Raw genomic sequence first — 17,955 nt, forward strand, 5'->3', positions numbered from 1 at the left:
CAGATTCCGTGCGAACCGAGATCAGACCGGAGAACAGAGCGGTGGGTGACCGATACCTGCGAGACGTCCTCGGGTCGTTCGTCACCGGAGTGACCGTCATCACGACCGCGACCGAGGACGGCTTCGCCGGGTTCACCGTCAACTCGTTCACCAGCGTGTCCATGAACCCGCCGCTCGTGCTGTTCTGCGCCGGGAACGACTCGGAGACGGCGGCCGAAATCGAGCAGTCGAAATCCTTCGCGGTGAACATTCTGAGCCGCGGCCAGGAAGAGGTCTCGCGGCGCTTCTGCGATTCCGACTGTGATCGTTTCAGTGGGGTCGAGGTAGCCTCGGCCGCGACCGGGGCGCCCATTCTGCGCGAGGCACTGGCCTATGTGGACTGCGAGCTGGACGACGCGGTGACCGCTGGCGACCATCGCATTCTCGTCGGCCGGGTCCGTTCGGCCGGGCGGCTGTGTGACGAGGAGCCGCTGGCCTTCTTCAAGGGGGCCTACCGATGACGAGCGCGATCCCCGTGCCCACGCGCTGGTACAACGTGCTGGCCGAACGCGGCATCGAGCTCCCCGAGGAGCGCGCCGCCGACCGTACCCCGAACACCAAGGGCGGGCTGTCGGCGGCCGTTCCCAAGGCGCTGGTACGCCAGAACATGCCGCTGAAGCCGTGGGTGGACATCCCCGGGCCCGTTCAGGAGGCGTACCGGGAGTGGCGGCCGACGCCGCTGATCCGGCTTCGCCGTCTCGAGGCCGCGCTGGGCACGTCCGCGCGGATCTACATGAAGTACGAGGCGGGGAACGTGGCGGGCTCGCACAAGTTCCTCACCGCGCTGGCCCAGGCCTACTACTACGCCGAGGCGGGCGTGCGGACGCTCGTCACGAGCTCGGCGGCCGGCCAGTGGGGGACCGCCGTCGCGGCGGCGGCAGCGCGGTTCGACCTCCAGTGCGTGGTGCACATGGTGCCGGGCAGCTACGACCGCAAGCCCGGACGGCGCGCGGCCATGGAGCTGCTCGGTGCCGAGGTCCTGCGCGGCGCGCAGTCGGCGCCTCACAAGCAGTCGGCGCCCCACGAACAGCCGGCGTCCCACACACGGCCCCACGAACAGCCGGCGTCCCACACACGCGACGATCGTTCGACCTCGCTCAGCGACGTGATGAGCGAGGCCATGGAACGGGCGGGACGGACCGAGGGCGGGCGCTGGATCCTGGGCGGCAGCGAGCCGTTCGCCATCCTGCACTCGACGGTCATCGGCGCTGAGGCGCGCGATCAGCTGGCCGCGGCGGGGGAGGACCAGGCGCCGGTCCTGATCGGCTACCTCGGCGGCGGCAAGAACGTCGGCGGGCTCGGCCTGCCGTTCCTCGCGGAAGGCCACGACGCGACGATCGTGCCGGTGGAGTCCAGCTCGTACCCGGTGCTGACCCGCGGCCACTACCGCTACGACGCGCGCGACCGTGCGGGCCATGGCTCGCAGGCGAAGATGTACACGCTCGGCAGCGCCTTCGCGGGCGCCCCCATCCAGGCCGAGGGCATGCGCTACCACGCCGCGCCCAAGCTGTTCAGCGCCCTGCACGCGCAGGGGATGCTTCAGCCGGAGGCCTACGACGAGAAGCCGGTGTTCGACAGCGCGCGGCTGCTTCTGCGCACCGAAGGGCATCTGCCTTCGGCGGAGGCGGCCTATGCCGTCCACGCGGCCTGCGAACTGGCGTGCAGGCCCGAGCAGGCCGAACGGCCGGTGGTGTTCTGCCTTTCGGACCACGGCCATTACGACGGCGACGCCTACCGGGCTTACCTGGATGATCAGTTGGCCGGCCGGGCACCGGACGACGACGAAATCACCTGACGAGTTTCCTCTGTTACTACGCGTTGATGAAGGGTCGCCTAACACGGCCATCCGAATGGGTTGATTTCGGCATGACTGGATTGCGAAGCGCGCGAAAGGTCCATCATTTCGCGGTCTGAAAACCATCCGGTCACGTGCGAATACTTCGGCGCCCGGGTCTTTCATGTTTGGAACCTTCCCTGGGTGCGAGAAAGACCCGGGTGCCCGCCCATCCGGATGACGCGGGCTTGAACGTCCGACCAAGGGTGGACTTCTTCGATGCTTGAGATGCTCGGTCTTGAGGAGGTTGATGATGTCGTCTACGGCCATATCGCGCACCGTTTCGACTGCACGGCGGAACAGGTCGCGCGGAACGAGGGCCTGCCCGACCAGCAGGTACGTGAAAGCGTCTCGCGGCTGATCGGCGCGGGCCTGGTCTGCACCGAACAGGTGGGCAGGCTCCGCCCCACCTCGAACGGCCCGCTGGTCGCGACCGACCGGCTGCGTGCCCAGGTCGACGCCGACTACGCGCGCAGGCGCAGCGACATCACGGTGCTGTACGCCGAGCTCGCCGGGTTGCTGGAGCGCCATCCCGTGCTCGGCCCCGCCGGGCTGAAACCCACGATCGACCGCATCGGCGACCCGGAGGCGGCCAGGCTCCAGGTCGCCGGGCTGCTCGGCGCGGTCCGCGAGGAGATCGCCCGGATCACGCGTTCACCCGTGTCCGGCGCCGCGGGCCGCCCGAGCACCGACAACGAACCCGCCGAGATCGCCGCCCTGCGCCGCGGCGTCGGGCTCCGCCTCATCTACCCGACCGCGTTCTTCGCCGACGACGGGCTGCGCGGCATGATCCGTCCCCGGCTGAACGAGGGCGGCGAGCTGCGCGCCGTGCCCGACCCGCCCGTCGAGCTGCTGGCGCTGGACCGGCAGGTCATCGTCCTCACCGAGAACCGCAGCGCCCACGACGAGGACGGCGGCGGCCACGCGACGCTGATCGTCCGGGGTCGCGGCCTGGTCGAGGCGCTCTACGCGCTCTTCGAGAACTGCTGGTCGCAGGCCAGCACCGTCGACCACTACCTGGAGGTCGAGGAGGACGGGAGCGGCGCCGAGCCCTCCGTACCGCTCGCGCCGAGCGACCGCATCATGCTCAGGCTGCTCGGCGACGGCACCAAGGACGAGGTGGTGGCGCGGCGTCTCGGCGTCTCCGTGCGCACCGTTCGGCGCCGCGTGTCGGAGATCCTGCGGACGATGAACGCGACCAGCAGGTTTCAGGGAGGTGTCCTCGCGGAGAGACGAGGCTGGCTGTGAGCGGTCTATGTAACGGGTTGAGGGGTATCATCGGACAATGGTGTCCCCAGAGGCCGAGGCCCGCATCAAGAGGCTGCGCTTCGACACCGGTGCCGCATGGCTCGATCTCATTGCCACGGTCGGCAACGCCTACGGCACCGCCCCGGTCGAGCGCCTCAGCAGCGTCACGCGGTTCCGCGAATGGCTCAACGCCGAAGACCTCCTGCCGGAGTCCGATCCCACCGAGGGCGACCTGGCCCGCGCGCGCATCCTCCGCGAGGCGCTGCGGAGCCTGGCCCTGGCGACCGTACGCCTGGAACCGTTCCCGCAGGACGCCGTGGACCGCGTCAACGAGTTCCTCACCGAGGACCGCACCCTGGTCCTGGCGACCGAGTCCGGCGGCCTGCAGGTGCGGCGCCCGCCCGACGGGCAGGCGGCGCTCGGCCGCATCGCCCGCCAGGCCGCCGACCAGCTCGCGGGCCGCAGCGCCTCGATGCTGCGGACCTGCGCCGACCCGGTGTGCGGCCTGCTCTTCCTCGACCCGAGCGGCCGCCGGGTGTGGTGCGCGACCGAGATCTGCGGCGTCCGTCACCGCGTCCGCGAACACCGTCGACGCAAAGCCTCCGAGTGACAGTGCCCCCGAGTGACGGCGTCTCCCGAGTGACGGCGTCTCCCGAGTGACTGGGTCCCTGATGACACGGCCTCTAATGACACAGCCCCGAGTGACAGTGCCCCGAGTGATGGCGTCTCCCGAGTGATGGCGTCTCCCGAGTGACTGGGTCCCTGGTGCGAGCGGCGGGTGAGCCGGACTGGAGCGAGGGGCGAGAACGCCTGCGGGCGGTCGGCGGCGGCATGCGGCGGCTGGTCGAGGCGGATCCGGAGCTGGATCCGGCCGAGGCGTTCGACGGCTGGGGAGACGGGCTGTGGACGTCGCTGCTCCGCCAGGTCACCGACCAGCACATCTCCAACGCGTCCGCGATGGCGATCATCGGCCGCCTCCGCGAGCGGTGCGGCGGCCGCCTGCCGGACGCGGATGAGTTCCTGGCGCTTGCGGGCGCCACGCTCACCGAGGTGGGCTACTCGCGGGCGAAGATCGCGACTTTGACCGAGGTGGCGCGCCGCGTCGTTCATGGGCGCCTGGACGCAGGGAGGCTGGCCGGGCTCGGCGACGACGCCGTCCGCGCGGAGCTCACCGAGATCAAGGGCGTCGGCCGCTTCACCGCCGACGGCGCGCTGATCCTCGCGCTCGGCCGTACGGACGTCATGCCCTCGGCGGACCTGCAGATCCGCAAGGCACTGGCAGAGCTGGGCCGCTGGGATGAGCTTCCTTCGGTGCGCGCTGTGGACGATCACGCCGAACGCTGGGCGCCGTGGCGTACGCTCGCCGCCGCCTACCTCTACGCGACCCTCTGACGCGACTTTCTAGCTGACTGCCTGGGGGAACGTGAACAGGCGGCCGGGGTCGTAGGTGCCCTTGACCTTGGCCAGGCGCTCGCGGTTGTCGCCGTAGTAGGCGCGGCTCCAGTCCTTCAGCTCCGGGTCGATGTAGTTCACGTACGCGGCGCCGCCGACGTACTGGTCCATGGTGCCGTGGAGGTCGCGGAGCCAGGTGTGGTCGAGGCCGTTCTCCAGGTACTGCATGCAGAACAGCCCGCTGCGGTGCGGGAACGCGGTGGCGCCGGGGCCGACGCGGCCGATCGCGCCGCCGAGCGCGTCCATCGCGACCGAACGGTTCTTGACGGAGTTGCCGCGGACCATCCGGGTCGTCATCGCGGCGATCGCCGCGTCCGGCAGCGGGCGCAGGGCGATGTGCGACTTGCCCGCGTACTCGGTGCGCGGGAAGCGCCCGTCGGGCGCCTGGCCGGGCAGCCCGCCCTGGCCGTGGCACTGCCCGATCGTCTGGCCCGAGCAGCCCGCCATCAGCTGCATCGCGTCCATGTAGGAGTGCAGGCGGACCTGCTCGCCGACCGGGTTCGTGCCGATGGCCGCGTACAGCCGGTTCAGGTCGCCGGACGGGTCCTGCACGGCCGCGCCGACGACCTGGACCTGGGGAACGCCGTCGGCGGGCTCGGTGTCCAGGTGCACGCTCGTCCAGATCGAGTCGGGCGCGGAGGCGAGCCAGCGCTGCCAGCCGCGGATCACGGTCGCCGCCTGCGCCCACGGCCAGCGCAGGAAGAGCGTCGTGAGGCTCTCCGCCGGGTGCGTACGGTAGGTGAACTCGGCCGCGACGCCGAAGTTGCCGCCCCCGCCGCCCCGGCACGCCCAGAACAGGTCGCTGTTCTGGTTCGCGTCGCAGGTGAGGATCTTGCCGTCGGCCGTCACCACCTTGGCCGACTCCAGGACGTCGCAGGTCAGCCCGTACGCGCGGGACGTCACGCCGATGCCGCCGCCCAGCGTGAGGCCGGAGACGCCGACGGTCGGGCAGGTGCCCGCCGGGACGGCCAGGCCCCGGTCGGCCAGCTTGGAGTACAGGTCGATCAGCCGGGTCCCCGAGCCGACGACCGCGCGGCCGCCGGTCGCGGTGACCGTGCTCATCGCCGACACGTCGATCACCAGGCCCGTTCCGGTGGACCAGCCCGCGTAGCCGTGACCGCCGCAGCGCACCGCGACCGGCGCGTGCCGCGCGGCGGCGAACCGCACGCACTCGGCGACGTCCTCGGGGTGGGCGCAGTAGGCGATGGCCGCGGGCTTGATGCGGTCGAAGCGCGGGATGTAGAGGCGATGGGCCCGCTCGTACGACGCGTCGCCGGGCCGGATCAGCTTGCCCTCGAGGCCGCGGCCGAGGGCGTTCCAGTCGGCGGCGGTGATCGCCTTGGGTGGGGAGGCGGACGTCCCGCCCGGCTTCGGCCCGCTGTTCCCGTTCCCGCCGCCACCGCCGTCGTCGTCGCCCGAGGAGCATGCCGCCGCGAGGGGGCCGATGGCCGTTGCCGTGAGGGCTGTGGCTTTGAGGAGCGCGCGCCGCTTCATACGGGCATCCAAGTCATACGGGCATCCGATTCATACGGCCATCCAAACCGATGTCAGCCCGTCGTGGTGTCCGATGAGGCGTCGGCGTCCTGCGTGCTCGCGCCCCAGCTGCCGAGGAGCCGCAGGGCCGTCTCGGAGGGCGAACCGGCCGCCGCGGTATAGGTGACCAGGACTTGATCACTGTTGTCGGTCGCGCGCAGGGTCTCGTATTCGAGGGTCATCTCGCCCACGAGCGGGTGGTGAAATTTCTTGGAGCCGAACGTCTTGTCCTGGACGTTGTGGTCGGCCCACCACCGCCGGAAGTCCTCGCTCTTGACCGACAGTTCGCCGACGAGCGCCGCCAGCTCCGGGTCGTCGGGGAACTGGCCCGCGCGGAACCGCAGGAACGCCACGGTCTCCTTCCCCTTGATCGTCCAGTCGTCGAAGAGTGCCCGCATGTCCTCGTTCAGGAAGAGCAACCGGCCCCAGCCGCGGTCGAGCGGGGCCAGCGCGCCGAAGTCGGTGAACACCGCTGCGGCCATCCGGTTCCAGGCGATCACGTCGCAGCGCCGCCCGACGATGTAGGCGGGGATGCCCTCGGCCATGTCCAGCAGCCGCTGCATGCCCGGCCGGACGCGCTCGACGCGGGCGGGCGGGCGGCGGCGCGTACGGGTCGGCTTGGCCAGGTTGCGCAGGTGGTCGCGCTCGTCCTCGGTCAGCTGGAGGGCCCGCGCGACGGCCTCCAGGACCTCCTCCGAGACGTTCTGCGTACGGCCCTGCTCCAGCCGCACGTAGTAGTCGACGCTCACCCCGGCGAGCTGGGCGACCTCCTCGCGGCGCAGCCCGGGCACCCGCCGGCGCCCGCCGAACGGCCGCAGCCCCACGTCCTCGGGCTGCAGCCGCGCCCGCCGGGTCCGCAGGAATTCGGTCAGTTCGCCTCGGTTGTCCATGCGCCCAGTATCGGGGACCGCGTCCGTTTCCTGCCTGGCCCTGTCAGACCCCCCGTCGTTCCCCGGTCAGGGCATGACCGGATTCGGTCATGGCGGTTTCGCTGGTCAGAGGGTCGTTAGCATGCGGCAAAACAACCGAAAAGGGTGAATTCGGGGGACCTTGGCTATGCACCCAATGGCCGACGTACATCACTTCTCCTACGGCCTGTGGACGCCGGTGCCGGCGTACTCCATGTCGGTCGTCGGATCCCTGCTGGGCCTGCTGTTCGCCTCCAGAGCCCGGGCCTCCAACGAGGTGCAGCGGGCCGCCTGGCTGGGGCTCGCGGCCCTGTCGATCGGCGGCACCGGCATCTGGGTCATGCACTTCATCGCCATCCTGGGCTTCACCGTGGACGGCTCCCCGGTCCGCTTCGACGTGGGGCTCACGGTGTTCAGCGCGTTCATGGCGGTCGCCGTGGTCGGGCTCGGGCTCTTCACCGTCGGCTACGGCGGCGACCGGCCCGTACCGCTGCTGGTCGGCGGCGTGATCACCGGCCTCGGCGTCGCGACCATGCACTACACGGGCATGGCGGCCATGCGGATGTCCGGCGAGATCCACTACGGAGCGGGCCTGGTCCTGCTCTCGGTCGTGATCGCCGTCGTCGCCGCCACCGCCGCCCTGTGGTTCACCCTCCGTGTCCGGGGCACCCTCGCCACCGTCGGAGCCTCGTTGATCATGGGCGTCGCGGTGACCGGCATGCACTACACCGGCATGGCCTCCATGACCGTCACCATGGACCACGCCGACCAGCCCGGCCACGCCGACCACGTCCCCGGCGTCACCGGCACCGGCGTCCTGCTCCCCGTGATCGTCGTCGTCAGCCTGATCGCCACGGTCCTGCTGGTCGTCGTCGGCATGGCCCCCACCGAGGACGAGCTGGAAGACGAGGCCCGCACCCTGGCCGAACGCCTGGCCACACCCCCCGTTCACCTGCCCCGCCCCACACCCGAGCCGCCCGCCCGGGCCCCGCTCATCGTCCCCCGCCGCCCACCCCTCGACCCCACATCCCAGGCGGCTTCGGCGGACGTCGAGTCTGGCGAGAGCGTGCACGGCGCGGGGGTTGAGGACAGTGCGGGGGTTGAGGACAGCGCGGGGGTTGAGGACGGCGCGGGAGTTGAGGACAGTGCGGGGGTTGATGATGGGGCCGGGGTCAGGGGCTCCGGAACGAGTTGAGAAAAGCGTCGAACTTGGCGTTGCTGTCGCTCCAGCCGGAGGCGAGCGCGGGCATGGTCGCCAGGTAGAGGGCGCCGTTGAACGAGAACAGGCGCACCCGGCAGCGGCCGTTCTTGCCGTCCTTGGTGAACGTGAACTCCAGTTCCGCGGCGCCGTCCTGGTAGGGGACCTTCCCGTTGAAGGAGGTCTCGTTGTAGTTCTGGTACGACCCCTTCAGCGACTCGGCGGTCTGGGTGAGGTAGACCCTCTCGTTTCCCGGGGTGTCCCGGATCTTCTGGACCGCGATGCCGCGCGAGGAGTTCGGGTCCTTGAACGTGACGTTGTCGTCCGAGCCTTCCTTGGTCCAGCCCTTGGGGATCGAGGCGGCGAAGAGCGAGTTGCGGTAGGGCTCGAAGCCCTGGGGGACCGTGGTGCTGGGCGCCGAGGCCGACGGGCTGGACGGGCCGCCGGTGGTGGTCGGGGTCAGGCGGGAGCCGGGCGGTCGGTCGTTGTTGCCGCCGCCGTTGTCGACGAAGATGACCAGGACCACGGCGGCCACGATCACGACCATGGCCAGGATCCCGGCCGGGACCAGGATGGGCCAGCGCGGGCCCTTGCCCGGATGGGGCCGAACGGTCTGCGACGCCGGGATCGGCGGCAGGGTCATGTCGCGCGCGGGCGGCTCGTTCGGCCCGGGCATCGCGCGTACGGGGGCGCCCTGGGCGATCTCGCGGAGCAGGTGGCTCGCGTCCTCGCCGCGCATGCGCAGTTCGGGGTCCTTCTGGAGGAGGCCCTGCAGGACGGGCTGGAGGGGTCCCGCGAGGCGGGTCGGGTCGGGCTCGTCCGACAGCACGGCCGCCATCACGCCCCAGACGTCCCCGCGCTGGTAGGGCGGGCGGCCCTCGACGGCGGCGTACAGCGTGGCGCCGAGCGACCACAGGTCCGAGGCGGGTGAGGCCTTCTGGCGGCGCGCCATCTCGGGGGCCAGGTACGCGGGCGACCCGACGATCGCGCCCGCCTGGGTGAGGGTCTCGTCGCCCGCGACGGTGGCGATGCCGAAGTCGGTCAGCACGGCCCGGTTGTGGGGGAGCAGCACGTTGCCCGGCTTGACGTCCCGGTGGATCACCCCGGCGGCGTGGGCGGCGCGCAGCGCCTCCAGCAGGTCGACGCCGATCGCGGCGACCCGTCCCGGCGGGAGCGGGCCGTCGGTGGCGATGACCGAGTCGAGGGCGGGCGCGCGGACCAGCTGCATCACGATCCACGGGCGGCCGTCGTGCTCGACGACGTCGTAGACGGTCACGATCCCGGGGTGGTCGAGGCGGGCGGCGGAACGGGCCTCACGGAACGTGCGGGCGTACACGCGCTCCCTCTGGGCGGCGTCCAGGCCCGGCGGGAGCTCGACCTCCTTGATCGCCACTTCCCGGTCCAGCGTGCGGTCGCGGGCGCGCCAGACCGCGCCCATGCCGCCGCGCCCGAGCATGTCCAGGAGCTCGTAACGCTCGGCGATCACTTGGGGCATACATGGACGATACAGACGTGCGGCGGTGCGACGCGCGGGCTATTCGGCGTCGCCCTCCCGGCTGGCCAGGAGGCGGCGGAGCGAGTCCAGGCGGGCCTTGGAGGCGTGCCCCTCGGCCACCCACTCGTCCAGGCCGCAGTCCTCCTGGAGGTGGTCGCAGTGCGGCGGGCAGCGTTCGGCGGCGCCCTCGGCCAGGTCCTCGAACGCGTTGATGACGTTCTCGGGCTTGATGTGAGCCAGGCCGAAGCTGCGCACGCCGGGGGTGTCGATGATCCAGCCCTCGTCGCCCGGCAGCGGCAGGGCGATCGCGGACGAGGAGGTGTGGCGGCCCCGGCCGGTCACGGCGTTGACGTGGCTGACGGCCCGTTCGGCCTCCGGGACCAGGGCGTTGACCAGGGTGGACTTGCCGACGCCCGAATGGCCGACCAGGACGCTGATGCGGCCGGTCAGGTGCGGCAGGAGCTCGCCGGTCTGGTCCTTGCCCTGAACGGTGACCACGTAGGGGATGCCGAGCGGCGCGTACTCGGCCAGCAGGTCGTCCGGCGGCGCCAGGTCGGCCTTGGTCAGCACGAGCAGCGGGTCCATCCCGGCGTCGTAGGCGGCCACCAGCTGCCGGTCGATCATGCGGGGCCGGGGCTCGGGGTTGGCCAGCGCGGTCACGATCACCAGCTGGTCGGCGTTCGCGACGATGATCCGCTCGAACGGGTCGGTGTCGTCGGCGGTGCGGCGCAGCGAGGAGGTGCGGGGCTCGACCCGTACGATCCGCGCCAGTGAGTCGGGCTCGCCGGACACGTCGCCGACCAGGGCGACCCGGTCGCCGACCACGACGCCCTTGCGGCCCAGCTCGCGGGCGCGCATCGCGGTGACCATCCGGTCCTCTTCGACCAGGACCTGGTAGCGGCCGCGGTCCACGGCGGTGACGAAGCCGTTCACCGCGTCGTCGTGCGCGGGACGGCGGCGGGTGCGCGGGCGCGATCCGCGGCGCCCGGGGCGCACCCGGACGTCGTCCTCGTCGTAGTCCTGCGGTCTGCGTGCCAGTGGTCGCCCCTTTCAGGCGGTCAGCATGGAAGTTCAATCAGTCAGCATGGAAGTTCAATCAGTCAGCATGGAGGTCCAGAGGCCGGTGAAGTCGGGGAGTGTCTTGCCCACGGTGGCCACGTTCTCCACCTCGACCCCGGGGACGGCCAGGCCGAGCACCGCGGCGGCCATGACCATCCGGTGGTCGTCGTAGGTGTGGAAGACGCCGCCGTGCAGGGGGCGCGGGCGGATCTCCAGGCCGTCGGGGAGCTCGTTCGCGTCGCCGCCGAGTGCGTTGATCTCGTTCACCAGCGCGGCGAGGCGGTCGGTCTCGTGGCCGCGCAGGTGCGCGATCCCGGTCAGCCGGGACGGGCCGTCGGCGAGCGCGGCGAGCGCCGCCAGGACCGGGGTCAGCTCGCCGACCTCGTGCAGGTCGGCGGTCAGCCCGTCGAACGTGCCGCCGGCCGGGCCGCGCACGGTCAGGCCGTCGGGGGTGAGGGTGACGTCGGCGCCCATCGCGGCCAGCAGCCTGCGCAGCGCGTCGCCCGGCTGGGTGGTCTGCTCGGGCCAGCCCGGGACGGTCACCCGGCCACCGGTCACCAGGGCCGCGCCGAGGAACTGGGCCGCGTTCGACAGGTCCGGCTCGATGACGGTCTCGCCGCCGCGGATCGGGCCGGGGGCGACGCGCCAGACGTTCTCCCCGGTCTCGACGGTGGCGCCCACCGCGCGCAGCATCTCGACCGTCATCGCCAGGTGCGGGGCGGACGGGACCGGCGGGCCCTCGTGCCGTACCTCCACGCCCTTCTCGAAGCGCGGCGCGGCCAGGAGCAGGCCCGAGACCAGCTGGGACGAGCTGGAGGCGTTGATCGTGACCGGGCCGCCCTGGACCGAGCCGCGCCCGCGGATGGTGAACGGGAGGGCGCCGCGGCCCTCGTCGTCGATGTCGGCGCCGAGCGCCTGCAGCGCGGTGATGATCGGCCCCATCGGGCGCTTGCGTGCGTACGGGTCGCCGTCCACGACCACCTCGCCGTCCGCCAGCGCCGCGACCGGGGGAACGAACCGCATGACCGTCCCGGCGAGACCGCAGTCGACCCGCGCCGGGCCGCGCAGCTCGCCCGGCAGCACCTGCCAGTCGTCGCCGTCGTCGCCTATGCCGGCTCCGAGTGAACGCAGCGCGTCCGCCATCAGCAGGGTGTCGCGGCTGCGCAGGGGGCGGGTGACGGTCGCAGGGGTCGCGGCGAGGGCGGCCAGGATCAGCGCACGGTTGGTCATCGACTTGGACCCGGGGACGGCCACGGTGGCGTCGATCGGGGCGTCGGTGACCGGGGCGGACCAGTGCGGAGAAGGCATAGGGCTAGGTTATCGGGCCGCCCGGCGGCCCGGACGGGCGTTCCAGCAGGCAAGATCCCTGCAAGAAAGGGGAAATCGCTGGGCAACCGCCTGGAGATTCCGCGGGGCGCGGCCGGGCCGAGGTCTAGGTTCGGACGCGCCTATCGCTGCTTCGGGGGGAGCACGCGCGGCGCCTTGGGGGGAGCACGGCCTTGGACGAGTTGTTGTTCGCGCGCCTGCAGTTCGGCATCACCACCGTCTACCACTTCCTGTTCGTGCCGGTCACGATCGGCATGTCGCTGGCGGTGGCGATCCTGCAGACGGCCTGGGTACGGACCGGCAACGACAAGTACAAGCGGGCCACCAAGTTCTGGGGCAAGCTCTTCCTGATCAATTTCGCGATGGGGCTGGTCACCGGGATCGTGCAGGAGTTCCAGTTCGGCATGAACTGGAGCAGCTACTCGCGGTTCGTCGGCGACATCTTCGGGGCGCCGCTGGCGATCGAGGCGCTGCTGGCCTTCTTCCTGGAGTCCACGTTCCTCGGACTGTGGATCTTCGGCTGGGACCGGCTGCCGAAGAAGCTGCACCTGCTGGCGATCTGGCTGGTGGCGATCGGCACGGCCCTGTCGGCGTTCTTCATCCTCGCGGCCAACTCGTTCATGCAGAACCCGGTCGGCTACACGTTCAACCCGGCGACCAGGCGGGCCGAGCTGACCGACTTCGGTGCGGTGCTGTCCAACAAGGTCGTGCTCGCCACGTTCCCGCACACGATCTTCGGCTGCTGGGTCACGGCCGGCGTGCTGCTGACGGCCGTCTCGGCCTGGCATCTCGCCCGCAAGAAGAACCAGGACGTGTTCCGGACCTCACTGCGGCTCGGGCTGGTCGCGACGCTGGTCGGGTTCGCCGGCGTCGCGCTGTCGGGCGACCAGCTCGGCAAGGTGATGACCGAGACCCAGCCGATGAAGATGGCGGCCGCCGAGGCGCTGTACGAGACCGAGCAGCCCGCCTCGTTCTCCATTCTGACGATCGGCACGCTGGACGGCTCCAAGCCGGTCTTCTCGCTCGAGGTGCCCCGCCTGCTGTCGTTCCTGGCGACCGGCACGCTCGACGGCAAGGTCGAGGGGATCAACGACCTCAACGCGCAATACCAGAAGGAGTTCGGTCCCGGCGACTACCGGCCGATCATCCCGATCGCGTACTGGGGCTTCCGGGTCATGATCGGCGCGGGCGGGCTCGCCGCCCTGGTCGCGCTCGCCGGGCTCTGGCTGACCCGCAAGGGGCGGCTGCCGGAGAAGCGCTGGCTGTGGATCCTGGCGATCTGGAGCGTGGTGCTGCCGTTCGTCGCCCACTCGGCCGGCTGGATCTTCACCGAGATGGCGCGGCAGCCGTGGGTGGTCTTCGGGCTGCTGGAGACCAAGGACGGCGTCTCCCCGAGCGTGCCCGGCGGGACCGTGCTGACCTCGCTGATCGTCTTCACCGTGCTGTACGGGGCGCTCGCGGTGGTCGAGCTCGGCCTGATGCTCGCGTACGCGCGCAAGGACCCGCCGGAGGACCCGCCCGCCGAGGCCGCCGAGGACAAGCCGCTGGCCTTCGCCTACTGACACTCGCCTTCGCCTACTGACACTGGCCTTCGCCTACTGACATCCGGCGCTACTGATTCTGGATCGGGGATCGGGGGATCCTGTGGACCTGCAAGACCTGTGGTTCGTCGCCATCGCGACGCTCTGGGTGGGCTACTTCTTCCTGGAGGGGTTCGACTTCGGCGTCGGGATCCTCACCCGGGCGCTCGCCCGCGACGACACCGAACGGCGCGTGCTCATCAACACGATCGGGCCGGTGTGGGACGGCAACGAGGTGTGGCTGCTCACGGCGGGCGGCGCGACGTTCGCCGCGTTCCCCGAGTGGTACGCCACGCTGTTCAGCGGCTTCTACCTGCCCCTGCTGATCATCCTCGTGGCGCTCATCCTGCGCGGCGTCGCGTTCGAGTACCGGGGCAAGGAACGCGGCAAGGGCGACACCGGGAAGTGGCGCGGCGGCTGGGACCTGTGCATCTTCTTCGGGTCGCTGATCCCGGCGTTCCTGTGGGGCGTGGCGTTCGCCAACATCGTGCGCGGCGTCAAGCTGGACGAGCGGCACGAGTACGTCGGGTCGTTCTGGGACCTGCTCAACATCTACTCGCTGATCGGCGGCGCGACCACGCTGCTGCTGTTCATCTACCACGGCGCGGTGTTCACGGCGCTGAAGACGACCGGTGACATCCGCGAGCGGGCCATCCGCATGGCGGCGCAGGTCGGGGTCGGCGCGGTCGTGGCGGCGGCGGTCTTCCTGATCTGGACGCAGGCCAAGCACGGGTCGGTCGCGACCGCCCTCACCGGCCTCGTCGCGGCCGTCGCGCTGGTCGCCTCGTGGCTGCTCAACCGGACGGGCGGGCGGGACGGCTGGACGTTCGGGCTGTCGGGGGCGGCGATCGCGTTCGCGGCGATCACGCTGTTCGTGTCGCTCTACCCGGACGTCATGCCGTCCACGATCAGCGACGCCAACAGCCTGACCGTCGACAAAGCCTCGGCCTCCCACAAGACGCTGGGCATCATGACGTGGGTCGCGGTCGTCTTCCTGCCGCTCGTGCTGCTCTACCAGGGCTGGACGTACTGGGTGTTCCGCAAGCGCATCGGCGTCCAGAGCATCCCCGCCTGAGCCGGGCGACGACGCTGCCATGCCGACCCCCATCGACCGGCGCCTGGTCCGGCACGCCCGGTCCACCGCGCCCTACCTCATCGTGTGCGTGCTGCTCGGCGTCCTGTCCGCCGGATGCGTGCTCGCCCAGGCCGCGCTGCTGGCGTCGGCCATCGCCTCCCTCGCCGTCCCGTTCTCGCTGATCGCGGTCGTGGCGGTGCGCGCGCTGCTGGTGTGGGCCCAGGAGGTCGCGGCCCAGCGTTCGGCGGCCGGAGTGAAGTCGCAGCTGCGCGGCGCCATGCTCGCCCGGATCGCGGCACGGCGACTCAACGCGCTGCCCGACGCGCGGTCCGGGGAGCTGAACGTGCTGGTGACGCGCGGGGTGGAGGCGCTCGACCCCTACTTCGCGCGCTACCTGCCGCAGCTGGTGCTGTCGGTGATCGTCCCGGTCGCCGTGCTGGCGGCGCTGGCCGCGACCGACCTGACCGTGGCGGTGATCGTGCTGCTGACGCTGCCGCTGATCCCGCTGTTCGGCGCGCTCATCGGCATGTACGCGGCGGCCCGCACGCGGCGGCAGTGGCGCGTGCTGGAGGTGCTCGCCGGGCACTTCGCGGACGTGGTCGCCGGGCTGCCGACGCTCAAGGCGTTCGGGCGAGCACGGGCGCAGGCGCGGCAGATCGCCGCGGTGAGCGGCGAGCATCGAGGCGCGACGCTGGCGACGCTGCGGATCGCTTTCTGCTCCGCGCTGGTGCTGGAGTTGGCGGCGACGCTGTCGGTCGCGCTCGTCGCGGTCTCGGTGGGGCTGCGGCTGGTGTCGGGGTCGCTGACGTTCGAGACGGCGCTGTTCGTGCTGATCCTCGCGCCGGAGGCCTACCTGCCGATGCGCCAGGCGGCCGCGCGATTCCACGCCGGGCAGGAGGGGATGGCGGCGGCCGACCGGATCCTGTCGATCGTGGACGCGCCGGTGCCTGCGCGGGTCGGTGGGGGAACGCGTGGTGCTGGGGTTCTCCAGGTGGAGAACGTCGTCGTGGGGCCTGCGGGCGTCGGGCCGTTCTCGCTGGAGGTGTCCGGCTTCACGGCGCTGACCGGGCCGTCCGGGATCGGGAAGACGAGCCTGATCGGGGCCTTGATGGGCTTCCGGGAGATCGAGGCGGGGCGCGTCCTGGTCGGGGGCGAGGAGCTCGTGGCCGGTGAGGACTGGCTGCGGCAGGTCGCGTGGGTCCCGCAGCGGCCGTGCTTTTTCGCCGGGAGCGCGGCGGACAACATCGCGATCGCCGTTCCGGGGGCGCCCGCCGCTGCCGTTCGGCGGGCGGCGGAGCTCTTCGACGTCGCGTCGTACGGGGATGTCGGCAAGCTGTCGGCAGGTCAGCGGCAGCGGGTGGCGCTCGCGCGGGCCGCGCTGCGCTGCGACCTGCTCGGCACGCCGTTCGTCATCCTCGACGAGCCGACCGCGCACCTGGACGTGATGACCGAGGTCGAGGTGGTCGAGGTGCTCGCGGAGCTGGTGGACGGGCGGACTGCTCTTGTGGCCACGCATCGGCGGACGCTGCTGGAGCGCGCCGACCGCGTGGTGACGCTGGAGCCCGTTCTGGAACGTCCGGCGGTGTTGGCATGAGCCTGCGGTGGGGCTTGCGGCTGGGGGGCGCGGCGGTTGCTGGGGCGGCGGCGCTGGCGTGCGGGGTCGGGCTGATGGCGACGTCCGCCTGGCTGATCTCGCGGGCGTCGCAGCATCCGCCCGTCCTGTATCTGATGGTCGCGATCGTGTCGGTGCGGGCGTTCGGGCTCGGGCGCGGGGTGCTGCGCTATGCGGAACGGATCGTTGGGCACGACGCGGCGTTGCGGCTGCTGGAGCGGAGCCGGGTACGGATCTTCGAACGGCTGACGGTGGTCTCGCCTGCGGTGCGGCCCGGGGCGCTCGGCGCGGTCGTCGACAACGTGGAGGGCGTCGCCGACCGGTGGTTGCGGGGCGTGCTGCCGATGGTCGCGGCGGGCACGGCCGGGATCGTCGCGGTGATTCTGGAGTGGTGGCTGCTGCCTGCGGCGGGGGGCGTCCTGGCGGCTGCGCTCGTCGTCGGGGGCGTCGCGGCGCCGCTGGTGGCCTGGTGGGGTGCGCTGCGTTCGGAACGGCGGGGCGCGGCGGCGCGTGCGGAACTGTCGGCACGGACCGGCGAACTGGTCGACGGACTGCCCGAACTGGTCGCGTACGGCGCGCTGCCGGGACGGCTGGAGGAACTGCGGCGGGTGGACGCGCGGGTCGTGGCGGCCGGGTCGCGTTCGGCGTGGACGGCGGGGCTCGGGAACGGGCTGACCGTTCTGGCCGGTGGGTGTGCTGTCGTCGGGGCGCTGGCCTTCGGAGTTCCGGCCGTACGGGACGGGCGGCTGGACTGGGTGCTGCTGGCGGTGATCGTGCTGACCCCGCTGGCCGCGTTCGAGGCGCTGGGGGCCATGTCGGAGGCGGCGCAGGGGTTGCTGCGGGCGCGCGAGGACTCGGCGCGGGTGCGGGGCGTTCTGGAGGCTGAGGCGCCCGCGCACGAGCCTGCCGAGGCGGCAGGACTGCCGGAGGGGCGGCGGCTGAGCGTTCGCGGGCTGCGGGCGCGCTGGCCGGGGGCCGAGGAAGCGGACGGGGACGCGCTGGTCGCGCCGGACCTGGAGCTGCCGTCGGGATGGCGAGTGGCGGTCATGGGCCGGAGCGGGGCGGGCAAGTCCACGCTGGCGGCCGTGCTCGTTCGCTTCCTGGACTACCGGGGGTCGGTCACGCTGGGCGGCGTGGAACTGCGGGACCTGGCGGCCGACGAGGTGCGTTCGGTGATCGCGCTGTGCGGGCAGGACGCCTACCTCTTCGACACGAGCGTGCTGGAGAACGTACGGCTGGCTCGTCCCGGCGCGCCGGACGGCGACGTGGCTGCGGCGCTGCGGCGGGCGGGCCTTGGGAGGTGGCTCGCCGAACTGCCGGACGGGTTGGAGACGCGGGTCGGTGAGCACGGCGCCCGGGTCTCCGGGGGAGAACGGCAGCGGATCGCGCTGGCGCGGGCGCTGCTGGCGGACGCCCCGATCCTGATCCTGGACGAGCCGGACGCCCACCTGGACGACGCGACCGCGACGGCCGTGCTGACCGACCTGTTCGCGGCGGCGCACGGCCGGACGGTCGTCCTCATCAGCCACCGCGCGGCCATCCCGGGCGCGGACCCGGTACTGCGGCACGTGGACGAGGTCGTGACGTTTGCATGAG

General features: G+C 71.8%; 15 protein-coding genes. 10 read left to right on the forward strand and 5 right to left on the reverse strand.

Going from position 1 to position 17,955, the window contains the following annotated elements; genetic code table 11:
- Positions 1-89: 89 nt before the first annotated feature.
- The 5 genes from J4573_RS24470 (at position 90) to J4573_RS24490 (ending at position 4,513) form a co-directional block, all read left to right on the forward strand.
- Positions 90-500 (forward strand): flavin reductase family protein, encoded by a 411-nt coding sequence (locus J4573_RS24470; protein ID WP_208258169.1) that lies wholly within the window; start codon positions 90-92, stop codon positions 498-500.
- Complete coding sequence (locus tag J4573_RS24475; RefSeq protein WP_208258170.1) at positions 497-1,834, forward strand: TrpB-like pyridoxal phosphate-dependent enzyme; 1,338 nt, start codon at positions 497-499, stop codon at positions 1,832-1,834. The genes J4573_RS24470 and J4573_RS24475 overlap by 4 nt, the downstream gene beginning before the upstream one ends.
- A gap of 258 nt (positions 1,835-2,092) precedes the next feature.
- Complete coding sequence (locus J4573_RS24480; RefSeq protein ID WP_208258171.1) at positions 2,093-3,121, forward strand: LuxR C-terminal-related transcriptional regulator; 1,029 nt, start codon at positions 2,093-2,095, stop codon at positions 3,119-3,121.
- Positions 3,122-3,158: 37 nt separating this feature from the next.
- The gene (locus tag J4573_RS24485; protein ID WP_208258172.1) at positions 3,159-3,731 is read left to right on the forward strand and encodes a CGNR zinc finger domain-containing protein; all 573 of its coding nucleotides are present in this window, start codon (positions 3,159-3,161) and stop codon (positions 3,729-3,731) included.
- Positions 3,732-3,871: 140 nt separating this feature from the next.
- Positions 3,872-4,513, forward strand: a complete 642-nt coding sequence (locus J4573_RS24490) for a DNA-3-methyladenine glycosylase family protein (protein WP_208258173.1) — start codon at positions 3,872-3,874, stop codon at positions 4,511-4,513.
- Positions 4,514-4,522: 9 nt separating this feature from the next.
- Here the strand turns inward: J4573_RS24490 and J4573_RS24495 are convergent, their stop codons facing one another.
- Both J4573_RS24495 and J4573_RS24500 read right to left on the reverse strand, forming a co-directional pair.
- On the reverse strand, positions 4,523-6,067 hold the full coding sequence (locus J4573_RS24495; protein ID WP_208258174.1) for an FAD-binding oxidoreductase: 1,545 nt from the start codon (positions 6,065-6,067) through the stop codon (positions 4,523-4,525).
- A 53-nt stretch (positions 6,068-6,120) separates the two neighbouring features.
- Positions 6,121-6,996 carry a helix-turn-helix transcriptional regulator gene (locus J4573_RS24500; protein WP_208258175.1) on the reverse strand — a complete coding sequence of 292 codons (876 nt, stop codon included), beginning with the start codon at positions 6,994-6,996 and terminating at the stop codon, positions 6,121-6,123.
- Positions 6,997-7,171: 175 nt separating this feature from the next.
- On the opposite strand from J4573_RS24500, the gene J4573_RS24505 reads away from it, so the two are divergent.
- On the forward strand, positions 7,172-8,209 hold the full coding sequence (locus J4573_RS24505) for an MHYT domain-containing protein (RefSeq protein ID WP_208258176.1): 1,038 nt from the start codon (positions 7,172-7,174) through the stop codon (positions 8,207-8,209).
- Here the strand turns inward: J4573_RS24505 and J4573_RS24510 are convergent.
- The 3 genes from J4573_RS24510 to aroA all read right to left on the reverse strand — a co-directional run bounded on the left by J4573_RS24510 (position 8,187) and on the right by aroA (position 12,074).
- Entirely contained in the window at positions 8,187-9,707 is a 1,521-nt protein-coding gene (locus J4573_RS24510) for a serine/threonine-protein kinase (protein ID WP_208258177.1), read from the reverse strand. The genes J4573_RS24505 and J4573_RS24510 overlap by 23 nt on opposite strands.
- Positions 9,708-9,746: 39 nt before the next feature.
- On the reverse strand, positions 9,747-10,703 hold the full coding sequence (rsgA, locus tag J4573_RS24515) for a ribosome small subunit-dependent GTPase A (RefSeq protein WP_307796847.1): 957 nt from the start codon (positions 10,701-10,703) through the stop codon (positions 9,747-9,749).
- 96 nt (positions 10,704-10,799) lie between these two features.
- Complete coding sequence (gene aroA, locus J4573_RS24520; protein WP_208258178.1) at positions 10,800-12,074, reverse strand: 3-phosphoshikimate 1-carboxyvinyltransferase; 1,275 nt, start codon at positions 12,072-12,074, stop codon at positions 10,800-10,802.
- Positions 12,075-12,265: 191 nt separating this feature from the next.
- Here aroA and J4573_RS24525 point away from each other — a divergent pair, with 191 nt between their 5' ends.
- The 4 genes from J4573_RS24525 (at position 12,266) to cydC (ending at position 17,954) form a co-directional block, all read left to right on the forward strand.
- Positions 12,266-13,654, forward strand: coding sequence for a cytochrome ubiquinol oxidase subunit I (locus J4573_RS24525; RefSeq protein WP_208258179.1), 1,389 nt, complete (start codon positions 12,266-12,268; stop codon positions 13,652-13,654).
- An 82-nt stretch (positions 13,655-13,736) separates the two neighbouring features.
- A complete protein-coding gene (gene cydB / locus J4573_RS24530) occupies positions 13,737-14,747 on the forward strand; it encodes a cytochrome d ubiquinol oxidase subunit II (protein ID WP_208258180.1) in 1,011 nt (336 codons plus the stop codon).
- Between the two features lie 19 nt (positions 14,748-14,766).
- Positions 14,767-16,341 (forward strand): thiol reductant ABC exporter subunit CydD, encoded by a 1,575-nt coding sequence (gene cydD / locus J4573_RS24535; RefSeq protein ID WP_208258181.1) that lies wholly within the window; start codon positions 14,767-14,769, stop codon positions 16,339-16,341.
- Positions 16,338-17,954, forward strand: coding sequence for a thiol reductant ABC exporter subunit CydC (gene cydC, locus J4573_RS24540; RefSeq protein WP_208258182.1), 1,617 nt, complete (start codon positions 16,338-16,340; stop codon positions 17,952-17,954). Before cydD ends, cydC begins: the two co-directional genes overlap by 4 nt.
- Position 17,955 lies beyond the last annotated feature (1 nt).

The sequence above is a fragment of the Actinomadura barringtoniae genome, assembly GCF_017573505.1.
In the GTDB taxonomy this organism is placed as follows: domain Bacteria; phylum Actinomycetota; class Actinomycetes; order Streptosporangiales; family Streptosporangiaceae; genus Spirillospora; species Spirillospora barringtoniae.